The organism is Stenotrophomonas nitritireducens (assembly GCF_001431425.1).
In the GTDB taxonomy this organism is placed as follows: domain Bacteria; phylum Pseudomonadota; class Gammaproteobacteria; order Xanthomonadales; family Xanthomonadaceae; genus Stenotrophomonas; species Stenotrophomonas nitritireducens.
Genome location: NZ_LDJG01000018.1, coordinates 144,196 through 156,784 on the forward strand (window position 1 = coordinate 144,196; position 12,589 = coordinate 156,784).

A 12,589-nucleotide genomic window follows, 5' to 3' on the forward strand; every position below is an offset into this window, starting at 1 on the left:
GGGGACGCCGGAGATCGCACATGAGAACCGAACAGGAAATCGTCGATTCGCGCATCGTGATGCGTTCGCTCTGTGGCGCGCTGGCGCTGAGCGGCGCGGCGGCGATGGTTTATCGCCTCCATCCGGTTGCCGTTGGCCGCACGCCATTCGACTACTGGCTGCTGGTGTCCATGATCGGCGCTCTCCATGCCGTCTGCCTGTTCGGCCATGTCGCGCTGAGGGGGCGGCTGCCGTCCTTCATGGCCAGGGCCGGCGATCCGGCGGGCAACTGATCACCGGGATTGCAGCGGCTGGCAGCCCAGCGCGCTGAGCACGCCATGCAGCGCAGGCACCTGCATCAACCACGGCGCGGCGATGGTCAGCAGGCCGGCGGCGAGGACGAAGCCGGCCAATGCCGCGCGCAGGCCGGGACGTTGCAGCCAGCGGCCCATGCGCGCGCCGGACCAGGTCAGCGGCAGCATCACCGGCAGCGTGGCCAGGCCGAATACCGCCATCACCAGGGCGCCTCCCAGCGCATTGGCCTGCAGCCAGGCCACGCTCAACAGGCTCAGGCTCAGGCCGCAGGGCATCCAGCCCCACAGCGCGCCCAGCGCGAGACGCCGCCAGGCGCGGTCCGCCGGCAGCAGGTGCCGGTGCAGCGGCCGCAGCCACTGCCAGAGTTGCTGGCCCGGACGCGCCAGCAGATCGAAACGGCTGCCGCGGCCAAGCAGGCGCAGCGCAAGCAGTACCAGCGCAACGCCGACCGCGACGCGCACGCCCAGCGCCAATGCATCGCTGCGCGCCAGTCGCAGAATGCCGCCGCCGAGCCCGCCGGCCAGCGCGCCGGCCAGCGTGTAGCCGCCGATGCGGCCGAGATTGGCCTGCCAGGCGACGCTCAGGGCGCGGCCCGGCGCCATCGCCGGGAAGCCGGTGGCGATGCCGCCGCACATCACCGCGCAGTGCAGGCCGCCGAGCAGGCCGGCGACGAGGGCGGCGGTCAGGACCGGGATGTCCAGCGGCAGCACGTTCAACCGCCGCGGGTCGGATCCGTGGACGCGGTGTCCGCGGCCGCTCGCTGCGGCGGGGCGGGGCGGTCGTTGTCCTCGAGGATGTCCAGCGCAGGGGTATCCAGATCGTCGAACTGGCCGCGCTTGACCGCCCAGATGAAGGCTGCCACGGCCAGCCCGAGCAGGACCAGGCTGATCGGGATCAGCATCAGCAGGATGGCCATCAGCTTGTCTCCATCGGTGGCTTGAGCCGCGCCAGGCGCAGGGCGTTGAGGGTCACGATCAGCGAGGACAGCGCCATGCCCAGCGCCGCCAGCCACGGCGTGACCCAGCCGGCCGCGGCCAGGGGCAGCGCCAGCAGGTTGTAGCCGGTGGCCCAGGCCAGATTCTGGCGGATGATGCGCTGGGTGGCACGCGCCAGCGCGATCGCGGCGGGAATGCGGCGCAGGCCGCCGCCGGTGGTGACCAGGTCGGCGGCGCGGTGCGCCAGCGAGGCGCCTTCGCCCATGGCGATGGAGACATCGGCGCCGGCCAGCACCGGCGCGTCGTTGAGGCCGTCGCCGACCATCGCCACGACCCGGCCTTCGGCCTGCAGCCGCCGCACCAGTTCCAGCTTGTCTTCCGGCGACTGCCGCGCGTGTGCGTCTTCCAGCCCGAGCATCGCGGCCATGCGCTGCACCGCGGCCTGGCCATCGCCACTGGCCAGATGCACGCGCAGGCCCTGCGCGCGCAGCGCGGCCAGTGCCTGCGCAGCGTCGTCGCGGGCGCGTTCCTCCAGCACGAAGCGGGCGGCGGCATGCTGGCCGTCGCCCAGCCACAGCGCGCCGTCGTCCTCGCGCGCGGCGGCGAAGTCAGCCCGGCCCAGGCGCCACTGGCGGCCATCCACCACGCCCTGCACGCCGCGTCCGGGCACGGCTTCGACCTGGGCGGCGGAAAGCGTGCCGGTGGCGTCGCGGAGGAAGGCGGCGGCCAGCGGATGGCCGCTGTCGCGTTCCAGCGCGGCGGCGATGTCCAGCGCGGTGGCCGCATCCAGCCGGGCATCCAGCACCTGCGTGGTGGCCAGCACCGGGCGGCCGTCGCTGAGCGTGCCGGTCTTGTCGAACACGATGTCGGTGGCGCGCGCCAGCGTGTCCATCGCGTCCGCGCGCACCGCCAGCAGGCCGATGCGGGCCAGCGCGCCATGCGCGGTGGCCAGCGCCGCCGGAACCGACAGCGACAGTGCGCAGGGGCAGCTGATGACCAGCAGGGCGAGGGTGACCTCCAGGGCGCGTTCGGGCTGGTAGTGCCACCAGCCGGCGAATACGACCAGCGCCACCGGCAGCAGCGCCAGCACGAAACGGCTGCCGATGCGGTCGGCCAGGCGCGCCAGCGCGGGCCGGTGCTCCTGTGCCTGTTCGACCAGCCGCGCCAGCTGCGACAGGCGGGTAGCGGTGCCGGTCAGGGCGACGCGCAGCCGTGCCGGGCGTTCGCGGCAGACGGTGCCGGCGTAGACCGGCTCGCCGGGCTGCTTGCGCACCGGCGCCGATTCGCCGGTCAGCAGCGCCTCCTCGAACCAGGCCTCGTCGTCGCCGTCGCCGAGCAGCACGCCGTCGGCGGGTACCGCTTCGCCGGCCGCAACGCAGGCCACGTCGCCAACGTCCAGCGCCGCCAACGGCACGGACTCGCGGCGGCCGTCGGCCAGTTCGCGGGTGGCGAAGGCCGGGCGCGCACGCGCCAGCGCGTCGACCTGGGCGCTGGCCACCGAGCGCGCGCGCTGTTCGAGCATGCGCGCGGCCAGCAGCAGGAACACGAACATCACCGCCGCGTCGTACCAGACGTGCGGACCGCCGCGGATGGTTTCCAGCAGGCTGGCCAGGTAGGCGAGCAGGGTGGAGCTGGCGATCAGCACGTCCATGCCCAGGCGGCGTTCGCGCAGTTCGCGCATCGCCCCGGACAGGAACGGCCAGCCGGAATAGAACACCACCGGCGTGCACAGCAGGAAGGTCAGCCAGCGGAAGAAATCGCGGGTGGGCACCGGCATGGTGCTGTTGAAATCCAGGTACAGCGCCTCGGCCAGCATCATCGCCTGCAGCATGCCGAGCCCGGCGATGCCCAGCCGCAGCAGCCAGCGCCGGCGCTCGCGGGTGCGCTGCCGCTCGGCGGCCTCGCTGCCGGCCAGGTAGGGGCGGTAGCCGAGCATCGCCAGCCGCCGCAGCGGCGCCGACAGCGCGGTGCGCGCCGGGTCCCAGGCGATGCGGATGCGGCCGGTGACGGCGTTGGCGCCGCAGTCGATCACGCCCGGCTCGCGCGCCAGCGCGCGATCGATCAGCCAGGCGCAGGCCGCGCAGCGCATGCCGTCGGTGAGCAGGGTGATCTCGCGGCCGCCCGCTATCTGGCGGCTGTGCTCGGCCTGCACGTCGGTGCGGTCCCAGACCGCCAGGTCGGGCAGGTCTTCGCCCACGCGCGCGGCATTGGCGCTGCGCAGGCGGTAATAGCCGTCCAGGTCGGCGCTGGCGATCCACTCGGCGGCAGCCGCGCAGCCATGGCAGCAGAAGGCCTGCGTGACGCCGCCCTGCGCCGCCAGGTGCGGCTGGGCCGGCAGTGCTTCGCCGCAGTGATGGCAGGCGCCGGTGGCCGCGGTATCGGCGGGCGACCGGGCCGGATCGGCGACCACGGCCAGGCTCAGTGTTCCCCGCCCAGCGAGGGGGAGAGGCGGGCGGCGTGCTGCTGCTTCGGCAACCGGCCATGCAGGCGCCAGCGGCCCTCGGCGTCGCGCAGCTGCACGACCCAGTCGTGCTCGGCGTCCACGGCCTTTTCGATGCGCCAGCCCGGACCCTGCGGCGCCAGTTCCAGGCGCAGGTCGTCGGACTGGCGGGTGGGGTGTTCCAGCACCAGCTGCAGCGGCGCGTGGGTGGCGAACCTGCCCGTGGCCGGGAGGACTTCGATGACACCGTCCTCCACGCGCAGCACGGCGCTCAGGCCCAGCTTCTGCGCCGCTTCGTCAGGGCCGAGGTCGGTGGTCTGGATCTGCGACACGCGCTGCACCGGATCGGACACGACGTCGGCGCCCCCCGAACGCACGGCGACGATCACCAGCCCGACGCCGGCCACGATGGACAGCAGCGGCAGGCCGACCACCAGCCAGAACACGGGGATGCGCCAGGGGGATTTCGGGTTTTCGTTCATTGCACCGGACCAAAGAAACTGCTTTCGACGACGCGCTTCTCGCCGCCATCCTCGCGCTCGACCACGAAGCGCAGGGCGCGGCGGCCGCTGACTTCGCCGTCGGCGACCACGTTCAACGCCACCGGCAGCACCTGCTCCGGACCGGCCTGGACTTCGGTCTGGCCGCCCAGGCGCAGGCCGGCGTCGGCCGGTTCCAGGGTGATGCGGTAACGGCGGGTTTCCTGGCTCTTGTTGATCAGCTTGAGCGTGTAGTCGTTGGCGATGCTGCCGTCGGCGGACTGGCGGTACAGCGCGTTGCGGTCGCGCAGCACCTCGGCGATCAGTTCGCTGCGGTGGGTCACGCCCCAGGCCCAGGCGCCGCACAGGCCCAGCAGGAGCAGGCCATACACGAAGATGCGCGGACGCAGCACGCGGGTAGGCTTGCCGTCGATGGCGTTCTGCGTGGAGTAGCGGATCAGGCCATGCGGGTAGCCCATCTTGTCCATCACTTCATCGCAGGCATCGATGCAGGCGCCGCAGGCGATGCACTCGTACTGCAGGCCGTTGCGGATGTCGATGCCGGTCGGGCAGACCTGCACGCAGATGGTGCAGTCGATGCAGTCGCCCAGTTCCTCGGGCGCGAACTTCGGCAGCGGCGCGACCTCGGCCAGCTCGCCGTCCCAGGTGATCGTGCCCTTGGCGTGCGCGGCCTGGGTGGCGGCGGAAGGATGCAGGCCGGCGCGGAACACGTAGTCGTAGGCGACCGACGGGATCAGCAGGCCCCGCGCGCGTTCCAGCACGCTGCCCAGGCCACGCTTGCGCGGGCCGCGCGGTTCGCCGCGCATCGGGTCGTAGGCGATCAGCAGGGTGTTGCGGTCGAACATCGCGCTCTGGAAGCGCGCGTAGGGGCACATGTACTTGCACACCTGCTCGCGCAGGATGCCGGCAAAGCCCCAGGTCGCCAGCGCATAGAACAGCACCCAGAAGGTTTCCCAGCCGCCCCAGTCGAACGGCAGCAGGCGCGATCCCAGGTCGCGGATGGGAGTAAAGAAGCCGACGAAGGTGAAGCCGGTCCACAGCGCGAACAGCAGCCAGAACAGGTGTTTGCCGCCCTTGCGCAGTACTTTTTCGCGGTTCCACGGGCCGGCGTCGAGCTTCATGCGCCGGGAGCGGTCGCCCTCGAACCAGCGTTCCATCCACAGGAAGGTCTCGGTCCACACCGTCTGCGGGCAGGCATAGCCGCACCACAGGCGTCCGGCCAGGGCGGTGGAGAAGAACAGGGTCATCGCCGCGATGATCAGCAGCATGGCAAGGAACAAGAAGTCCTGCGGCCAGAACACCAGCCCGAAGATGTAGAACTTGCGTGCGGGCAGGTCGAACAGCACCGCCTGGCGGCCGTCCCACGACAGCCACGGGAACAGGTAGTACATGCCCAGCAGCCACACCACCGCGGCCACGCGCAGCCGGTTGAAGCGCCCGGAGACGTCGCGGGGATAGACCTTGCGCTCGCTGACGTAGAACGAATTGCCCTGGTCGTCCACGACATCCAGCGGAATGCGCTTGCTCATGGCGTGCGTTCCAGGGTGGCCGCCGCGGGCGGCGAGGGAGGATGCGGGAACGGGCGGGTGACGGTCATGACGTAGGCGTGGCGTGTTGCTGCGCGGGGGCGATCAGTATCGGTCTGTAACGAAAGCAGGGAAGCGACGGATTGTCGCAGCCGCCGTTCAACGGTCCGGCGGCAGTGCGCGGTTGAAGCGGCTGGCGGGGCGCAACAGGATCCAGGTGAACAGGCTCGAGGACGCGGTGGCCAGCCAGAACATGGCGAAGCCCAGCGTATAGCCGAGCTCGCGCGAGATCTGCAGGTCGGGGAAGGTCATGTCGCGCAGCGTCAGCGGGTCGACGAAGGCGAAGAACACCATCGTCGCCACGCCTGCGGCGAAAAAGCTGGGCCAGGCGATGGCCCCCACGCGCTGGGCCAGCGGACGTGGGGGATGGTCGAAGCGTGGCTCGCTGAAGTCGGTCACTTTGCGCTCGTGCTGGCCCTAGTGTCCGCCTGATTATGCGACAACGACCAGACGTAGGCGGCGACCAGGCGGACGCGGGTCTCGCCGAGCAGTTCGCGGTGCGCCGGCATGGTGCCGTGGCGGCCTTCGGTGATCGTCTTGTACAGGCTTTCGCGGCTGTTGCCGTAGAGCCAGTAGTTGTCGGTCAGGTCCGGCGCGCCGATGTCCTGGTTGCCCTTGCCGTCCACGCCATGGCAGGCCACGCAGACGCCGTCGTACAGCTTCTTGCCGCGGGCGGCCATGTAGTTGTTCTGCAGGGTTTCCGGAGCCGACAGGGTGCGCACGTAGGCGATGGTGTAGTCCACCGCTTCCGGGCCGCCCATGCCGGTCAGCACCGTGCCCCATTCCGGCATGACGCCTTCGCGGCCGTCCAGCACCGTTTCCAGGATGCGATCGGGCGAACCGCCCCAATGCCAGATGTCGTCGGTCAGGTTCGGGTAGCCGATGGCGCCCTGGCCCGAGGAGCCGTGGCAGGTGGCGCAGGTATTGCCGAAGATCGAGCGGCCCAGCGCCAGCGCCTTCGGGTCCTTGGCCAGCTGGTCGATCGGCTGGCCGGCGTAGGGCTTGAAGGTCTGCTCCAGCTTGGCGTCTTCGACCGCCTTGTCCGCGGCATGCTCCTTCTGCGAGGTCCAGCCGCTGTAGCCGGGGATGTTGCCCAGGCCGCCGTACCAGAACAGATAGCCGATGGCGAAGATGATGGTCAGGTAGAACAGGTTGATCCACCAGCGCGGCAGCGGCTTGTTGTACTCGGTGATGTCGCCGTCCCAGGTATGCAGCGTGTCCTCCGGCTTCGGGTCGCCGGGGCGGCGGCGCGCGGTCCACCACAGCAGCCACACGCAGCCCAGGATGTTCAGCGCAACCAGGGCGATGACGTACCACGTCCATCCCATGCTCATCATGCGCGCTCTCCCCCGTTGCCGTATTGCACGTCGTCCTCTTCCAGCGGCAGGCGTGCCGCATCCTCGAATTCACGCTTGCGCTTCGGGCTCCAGGCCCAGATCCAGCCGCCGATGAACAGCATCAGCAGCAGCGCGGTCACGATCCCGGAGATCATTGCTGGCCTCCCCGCGGCGCATGCCGCCCCAGACCCTGCAGGTAGGCGACGACCGCATCCAGCTCGGTCTTGCCCTTGACGTCCTCGGCCGCACTGGCGAGCTGCTCGTCGGTGTAGGGATCGCCCAGCTTCCTGAGCGCGGCCATGTGCCGGGCGACAGTCGCCCCGTCCAGTTCGTTCTTTTCCAGCCATGGGAAGCTGGGCATGTTCGACTCGGGCACGACGTCGCGCGGGTTGATCAGGTGCACCCGGTGCCAGGCGTCGGAATAACGGCCGCCGACACGCGCCAGGTCCGGGCCGGTGCGCTTGCTGCCCCACTGGAAGGGACGGTCGTAGACCGATTCGCCGGCCAGCGAGTAGTGGCCGTAGCGCTCGGTTTCGAAGCGCAGGGTGCGCACCATCTGCGAATGGCAGTTGTAGCAGCCCTCGCGGACGTAGATGTCGCGCCCGGCCAGTTCCAGCGCCGGGTAGGGCTCCACGCCCTCCAGCGGCTTGATCGCCTCGGCCTGGAACATCAGCGGCACGATCTCGGCCAGGCCGCCGAACGACACGGCCACCGCGATCAGCACCGCCATCAGGCCGACGTTCTTCTCGACTTTCTCGTGGGGATTCTTGTTATCGCTCATGGGGTTCCTTCCTCCTCAGGCACGCACTTCGGAGGCGTCGACGGGCAGCAGCGGCTGCGGTTCGATCGCGGGGGCGGTACGCCAGGTACGCCAGACGTTCCAGGCCATCAGGCACATGCCGCCCAGCACCACCAGGCCACCGCCGAGACGGATCAGGTAGTACGGATAGGTGAACTTGAGCGACTCGACGAAGGTGTAGGTCAGGGTGCCGTCGTCGTTGGTCGCGCGCCACATCAGGCCCTGCATCACGCCGGCGATCCACATCGAGGCGATGTACAGCACCACGCCGATGGTGTGCAGCCAGAAGTGGGTGTCGATGGCCTTGACCGAATACATCTGCTCGCGGCCCAGCAGCTTGGGCATCAGCGCGTAGATCGAGCCGATGGAGATCATCGCCACCCAGCCCAGCGCGCCGGCATGGACGTGGCCGATGGTCCAGTCGGTGTAATGCGACAGCGAGTTGACCGTCTTGATCGACATCATCGGGCCTTCGAACGTGGCGATCATGTAGAACGACACGGCCACGATCAGGAACTTGAGGATCGGGTCGGTGCGCAGCTTGTGCCACACGCCGGACAGGGTCAGCACGCCGTTGATCGCGCCACCCCACGACGGGGCCAGCAGGATCAGCGAGAACACCATGCCCAGCGACTGCGCCCAGTCGGGCAGGGCGGTGTACTGCAGGTGGTGCGGACCGGCCCACATGTACACGGCGATCAGCGCCCAGAAGTGCACGATCGACAGGCGGTAGGAGTACACCGGGCGGCCGGCCTGCTTGGGCACGAAGTAATACATCATTCCCAGGAAGCCGGCGGTCAGGAAGAAGCCGACCGCGTTGTGGCCGTACCACCACTGCACCATCGCATCGACCGCGCCGCTGTAGACCGGGTAGGACTTGGTCAGGCCGGCGGGGATGGAGATGTTGTTGACGATGTGCAGCAGGGCGATGGCCAGGATGAAGCTGGCATAGAACCAGTTCGCCACGTAGATGTGCTTGACCCGGCGTTTTGCGATCGTGCCGATGAACAGCACCGCGTAGGCCACCCAGACCACGGCGATCAGGATGTCGATCGGCCACTCCAGCTCGGCGTACTCCTTGCCCTGGGTCCAGCCCAGCGGCAGGGAGATGGCCGCGGCCACGATCACCAGTTGCCAGCCCCAGAACACGAAGGCCGCCAGCTTGTCCGATATGAGGCGGACATGGCAGGTGCGCTGCACCACGTGCAGGCTGGTCGCGATCAGCGCGCAGCCGCCGAAGGCGAAGATCACCGCGTTGGTGTGCAGCGGCCGCAACCGGCCATAGCCCAGCCACGGAATGCCCTCGCCCAGCGTCGGCCAGTAGAGCTGGGCGGCGATGATCACGCCCACCAGCATGCCCACGATGCCCCAGACCACGGTCATCACCGCGAACTGGCGCACCACCTTGTCGTTATACGTCCCCTGCACGCTTTGCATGCGGCCTGATCCTCAGTCTGAACGGGGGAATCATCCCCGTGTGGAGCACACCGGGCATTGACTTGGATCAATGCGTGTCCGGGCGGTTGCAGTCATCCATGGACCACGATGGTCCGCTGGATGCCATCCTGAACAGTATATGACGCAGGCCCGGGCGACAGGGTCGCCCGGGCCTGCGCTGCACGGCCAGGAAAATCAGCGGGTTACGATCAGCTTGCCCTTCATCATGGCCGAGTGGCCCGGGAAGGAGCAGTAGAAGCTGTAGTCGCCGCCAGCGGTGAGCTTGTTGCCCGGGAAACGCACCTGGGTTTTCTGGCCGCCGCCGATCAGCGTGGTGTGGGCGATCACCCGGGTGTCGCCGGCCGGCACGTAGTTGTTGGCGACGCCGGCGCGGATCGCGTCGCGGTTGACGCCGGCCATGTCGGCGGTGGTGGACACCACCACGTTGTGGCCCATGGCCGTGGCCGGGAGCTTGCCGGTGTGGGTCAGTTCGATCGTGATGTTGGCGCAGCCGGCCGAAACGGTGGCTTCCTTGAGATCGAACTGCATCGCGTCGTTGCCCTTGAGCGAGACGGTGCAGTTGCCGGCAGCCTGGGCCGCACCGGCGGCACCGATCAGGGCCAGGGCGAGGAGAAGGCGGCGCGAGGTTTTCATGGGGTTGCTCCTGTGGGGTATGCGATGGACGCTGCGTGCGGCCGGGCCGTCACGGCCCGGCGCGAAGGTGTGCCGGGCGACGGCCATAGATTCGGCCGGGAGGCGCCGGATTGCCTTGATTTGGGTCAATCAGCACGCAAGTGGTCGTATTCCGCAGCATCGGTGCGCGTATTCGATGCGGCACCCGCGAAAGCAGGACCAGCAACGGCCACCAGGAAAGCAGCCCCTGTAGAGCGGGGCAAGGCCCCGCTGGGGCATTACCAGCCAGGCCCGCGGCGTCACAAAAAACCACATCACCCTGTAGAGCGGGGCAAAGCCCCGCTGGGGCTCTGCCGGCCAAACCCGCTGGGCAAAAAAAAAACGGGGCCGCATGGCAGCCCCGGTGGCATCGTCATCCGGCTTTCCGGGCGCTCAGGCGATGGGTTCGCGCAGCACCGGCATGTCCCAGCCCGGGCGCGGCGCGAAGCGGTCGCCGTGGCGCGCCTGCAGGGTCCTGAGCTTTTCCACCAGCGCGTCGGCGCCGGTGGCGCGGATGTGCTGGATCGGGCCGCCACGGAACGGGGCGAAGCCGGTGCCGAAGATCACGCCGGCATCGAGCAGGTCGGCATCGGCCACCACGCCGTCGTGCAGGCAGGCCACCGCCTCGTTGAGCAGCGGCAGGATCAGGCGGTCCTCCAGGTCCGACGGCGCCTGGTAGTCCTTGGCCACCTCCGGCTTCACCGCGCGGCCGTTCTCCCACTTGTAGATGCCCTGGCCGTCCTTCTTGCCGCGCCGGCCCTGTTCGACAGTGGCCAGCGCGGCCGGGATCTGCAGGCCCAGGAACGGCGCCAGTTCCCTGCCGACGCTTGCGGCCACGTCCAGGCCCACGGTGTCGAGCAGCTCGATCGGCCCCATCGGCATGCCGAACTTGACCGCGGCGCGGTCGATCACCGGGCCGGGGATGCCCTCGGCGTAGGCGGTGGCCGCTTCCAGCATGTAGGGGAACAGCACGCGGTTGACCAGGAAGCCCGGGGTGCCGGCCACCGGCACCGGGAACTTGCCCAGCGCCTTGCAGAACGCGGCCAGCCGCTGTTCGGTTTCCGGCGCCATGCGGTCGTGGTGGATGATCTCCACCAGCGGCATCTGCGCCACCGGGTTGAAGTAGTGCAGGCCGGCGAACCGGGCCGGGTGGGCGATGTGCTCGCGCAGCTCCACCAGCGGGATCGAGGAGGTGTTGCTGGTCAGCAGCGCATCGTCCTTCATCCGCGGCTCCAGCGACTGGTACAGCTCGCGCTTGGCGTCCGGGTTCTCGATGATCGCCTCGATCACCAGGTCGGCCCTGGCAACGCCGTCGCCGGCCAGGTCGGCCTTCAGCCGCGCCGCCACTTCCGGGCGCTTGGCCGGGTCCTTCACCTTCTTCTCGAACAGCGCCTGGGCGCGGGCCATGGCCGGGTCGATGAAGCGCTGTTCTCGGTCCTGCAGGGTGACGTCGAAACCCTTGTAGGCCGCCCATGCGGCGATGTCGCCGCCCATCACGCCGGCGCCGACCACGTGCACGTGGCGGATACGGGAGTCCTTGCCGCCCAGCGCCTTGAGCCGCTCGGTCAGGAAAAAGATGCGGATCAGGTTGCGCGCGGTCGGGCCGCCGGCCAGTTTGACCACCGCGCGGCGCTCGGCGTCCAGGCGCGCCTGGATGCCGCTGCCGCCGCTGCGCTCCCAGGTGGAGATCAGCGCATAGGGCGCCGGGTATTGGTCCTTCTTCGCCTTGCGCGCGACCTGCTTGACCATCTGCGGGGCGAGGATCCTGCGCGCCAGCCAGGTGTTGGTGGCCCAGGCGGTGGCGCGCTGCTTGAACGGCCGGGTCGTGCCGGACTGCAGCAGCGATATCGCCGCATCGACCAGCACCGCCGGCGCGGCGACCTTGTCGACCAGGCCGATGCCGCGCGCGGCCGAGGCCGACAGCGTGCGTCCGGTCAGCATCATGTCCATCGCCGCCGGTGCGCCGACCAGTCGCGGCAGGCGCGCGCTGCCGCCCCAGCCGGGGAAGATGCCCAGCTGGGTTTCGGGCAGGCCGATGCGGGTGGACGGATCGCTGGAGGCCACGCGGTAACGGCAGGCCAGCGCCAGTTCGGTGCCGCCGCCCAGGCAGTGCCCGTGGATCGCGGCCACGGTCGGGCAGGGCAGCTCGGCCAGTTTCTGGTAGGTGGACTGGCCGCGGCGGATGGCGTCGTTGACGGTGCCGCGGCGATCGAACTCCTGGAATTCCTTCAGGTCGGCGCCGGCGATGAAGCCGGCGGCCTTGGCCGAGCGGATCACCACGCCCTTGGGCGGGTCGATCGCCAGGCGCTCGATGATGTCGCCCAGTTCCAGCAGCACGTCCTGCGACATCGCGTTGACCGGACTGTCGCGGCGGTCCAGGGCCAGCACGACGATGCCGTCGTCGCGGATCTCGGCCTGCCAGTGAGTGAAGCGGAGCCCATCGAAACCTGAAAGCATGGGACGTTCCATCCGGTTGTGTATGGAGAAGGTCGCTATGATCCAGAGGTTGTTTCCCCGGCGTCAAATCCCAATGCTTGGGAAGTGCAAGGTGTTCGCGCCCGTGGTCATCGCCGACAGGCTAGCCGAACC

13 protein-coding genes are annotated in these 12,589 nt (G+C 69.4%); 1 reads left to right on the forward strand and 12 read right to left on the reverse strand.

What is annotated here, in order from left to right; translation table 11 throughout:
• The first annotated feature begins 20 nt into the window (after nucleotides 1–20).
• Nucleotides 21–272, forward strand: a complete 252-nt coding sequence (locus ABB22_RS12695) for a hypothetical protein (RefSeq protein WP_055768354.1) — start codon at nucleotides 21–23, stop codon at nucleotides 270–272.
• Here ABB22_RS12695 and ABB22_RS12700 read toward each other — a convergent pair whose 3' ends face one another.
• The 12 genes from ABB22_RS12700 to ABB22_RS12750 form a co-directional block, all read right to left on the reverse strand.
• A complete protein-coding gene (locus ABB22_RS12700; RefSeq protein ID WP_235504286.1) occupies nucleotides 273–1,004 on the reverse strand; it encodes a sulfite exporter TauE/SafE family protein in 732 nt (243 codons plus the stop codon).
• A gap of 2 nt (nucleotides 1,005–1,006) precedes the next feature.
• Entirely contained in the window at nucleotides 1,007–1,210 is a 204-nt protein-coding gene (gene ccoS, locus ABB22_RS12705) for a cbb3-type cytochrome oxidase assembly protein CcoS (RefSeq protein WP_055768357.1), read from the reverse strand.
• On the reverse strand, nucleotides 1,210–3,639 hold the full coding sequence (locus tag ABB22_RS12710) for a heavy metal translocating P-type ATPase (protein WP_055768360.1): 2,430 nt from the start codon (nucleotides 3,637–3,639) through the stop codon (nucleotides 1,210–1,212). The genes ccoS and ABB22_RS12710 overlap by 1 nt, the downstream gene beginning before the upstream one ends.
• 8 nt (nucleotides 3,640–3,647) lie before the next feature.
• The gene (locus ABB22_RS12715; RefSeq protein ID WP_055768362.1) at nucleotides 3,648–4,151 is read right to left on the reverse strand and encodes a FixH family protein; all 504 of its coding nucleotides are present in this window, start codon (nucleotides 4,149–4,151) and stop codon (nucleotides 3,648–3,650) included.
• On the reverse strand, nucleotides 4,148–5,698 hold the full coding sequence (locus tag ABB22_RS12720; protein WP_055768365.1) for a 4Fe-4S dicluster domain-containing protein: 1,551 nt from the start codon (nucleotides 5,696–5,698) through the stop codon (nucleotides 4,148–4,150). The genes ABB22_RS12715 and ABB22_RS12720 overlap by 4 nt, the downstream gene beginning before the upstream one ends.
• Before the next feature lie 156 nt (nucleotides 5,699–5,854).
• Entirely contained in the window at nucleotides 5,855–6,154 is a 300-nt protein-coding gene (locus tag ABB22_RS12725) for a hypothetical protein (protein WP_054664328.1), read from the reverse strand.
• Nucleotides 6,151–7,092: a cytochrome-c oxidase, cbb3-type subunit III gene (ccoP, locus tag ABB22_RS12730; protein ID WP_235504278.1), complete on the reverse strand. Its 942-nt coding sequence runs from the start codon at nucleotides 7,090–7,092 to the stop codon at nucleotides 6,151–6,153. The genes ABB22_RS12725 and ccoP overlap by 4 nt, the downstream gene beginning before the upstream one ends.
• On the reverse strand, nucleotides 7,089–7,247 hold the full coding sequence (locus ABB22_RS17905; protein ID WP_082443578.1) for a cbb3-type cytochrome oxidase subunit 3: 159 nt from the start codon (nucleotides 7,245–7,247) through the stop codon (nucleotides 7,089–7,091). The genes ccoP and ABB22_RS17905 overlap by 4 nt, the downstream gene beginning before the upstream one ends.
• On the reverse strand, nucleotides 7,244–7,873 hold the full coding sequence (gene ccoO / locus ABB22_RS12735) for a cytochrome-c oxidase, cbb3-type subunit II (RefSeq protein WP_055768372.1): 630 nt from the start codon (nucleotides 7,871–7,873) through the stop codon (nucleotides 7,244–7,246). The genes ABB22_RS17905 and ccoO overlap by 4 nt, the downstream gene beginning before the upstream one ends.
• A gap of 15 nt (nucleotides 7,874–7,888) precedes the next feature.
• On the reverse strand, nucleotides 7,889–9,328 hold the full coding sequence (gene ccoN, locus ABB22_RS12740; protein ID WP_055768376.1) for a cytochrome-c oxidase, cbb3-type subunit I: 1,440 nt from the start codon (nucleotides 9,326–9,328) through the stop codon (nucleotides 7,889–7,891).
• A 195-nt stretch (nucleotides 9,329–9,523) separates the two neighbouring features.
• Nucleotides 9,524–9,982 (reverse strand): azurin, encoded by a 459-nt coding sequence (gene azu, locus ABB22_RS12745; protein WP_055768379.1) that lies wholly within the window; start codon nucleotides 9,980–9,982, stop codon nucleotides 9,524–9,526.
• Nucleotides 9,983–10,393: 411 nt separating this feature from the next.
• Nucleotides 10,394–12,457 (reverse strand): 3-hydroxyacyl-CoA dehydrogenase NAD-binding domain-containing protein, encoded by a 2,064-nt coding sequence (locus ABB22_RS12750; protein ID WP_055768552.1) that lies wholly within the window; start codon nucleotides 12,455–12,457, stop codon nucleotides 10,394–10,396.
• Nucleotides 12,458–12,589 lie beyond the last annotated feature (132 nt).

What these genes read in the sequence shown, in the direction of transcription:
- azu (WP_055768379.1), bottom strand. Translation starts at nt 9,982, where the DNA reads ATGAAAACCTCGCGCCGCCTTCTCCTCGCCCTGGCCCTGATCGGTGCC.
- ccoP (WP_235504278.1), bottom strand. Translation starts at nt 7,092, where the DNA reads ATGATGAGCATGGGATGGACGTGGTACGTCATCGCCCTGGTTGCGCTG.
- ccoO (WP_055768372.1), bottom strand. Translation starts at nt 7,873, where the DNA reads ATGAGCGATAACAAGAATCCCCACGAGAAAGTCGAGAAGAACGTCGGC.
- ABB22_RS12715 (WP_055768362.1), bottom strand. Translation starts at nt 4,151, where the DNA reads ATGAACGAAAACCCGAAATCCCCCTGGCGCATCCCCGTGTTCTGGCTG.
- ABB22_RS17905 (WP_082443578.1), bottom strand. Translation starts at nt 7,247, where the DNA reads ATGATCTCCGGGATCGTGACCGCGCTGCTGCTGATGCTGTTCATCGGC.
- ABB22_RS12720 (WP_055768365.1), bottom strand. Translation starts at nt 5,698, where the DNA reads ATGAGCAAGCGCATTCCGCTGGATGTCGTGGACGACCAGGGCAATTCG.
- ccoS (WP_055768357.1), bottom strand. Translation starts at nt 1,210, where the DNA reads ATGGCCATCCTGCTGATGCTGATCCCGATCAGCCTGGTCCTGCTCGGG.
- ABB22_RS12750 (WP_055768552.1), bottom strand. Translation starts at nt 12,457, where the DNA reads ATGCTTTCAGGTTTCGATGGGCTCCGCTTCACTCACTGGCAGGCCGAG.
- ABB22_RS12695 (WP_055768354.1), top strand. Translation starts at nt 21, where the DNA reads ATGAGAACCGAACAGGAAATCGTCGATTCGCGCATCGTGATGCGTTCG.
- ccoN (WP_055768376.1), bottom strand. Translation starts at nt 9,328, where the DNA reads ATGCAAAGCGTGCAGGGGACGTATAACGACAAGGTGGTGCGCCAGTTC.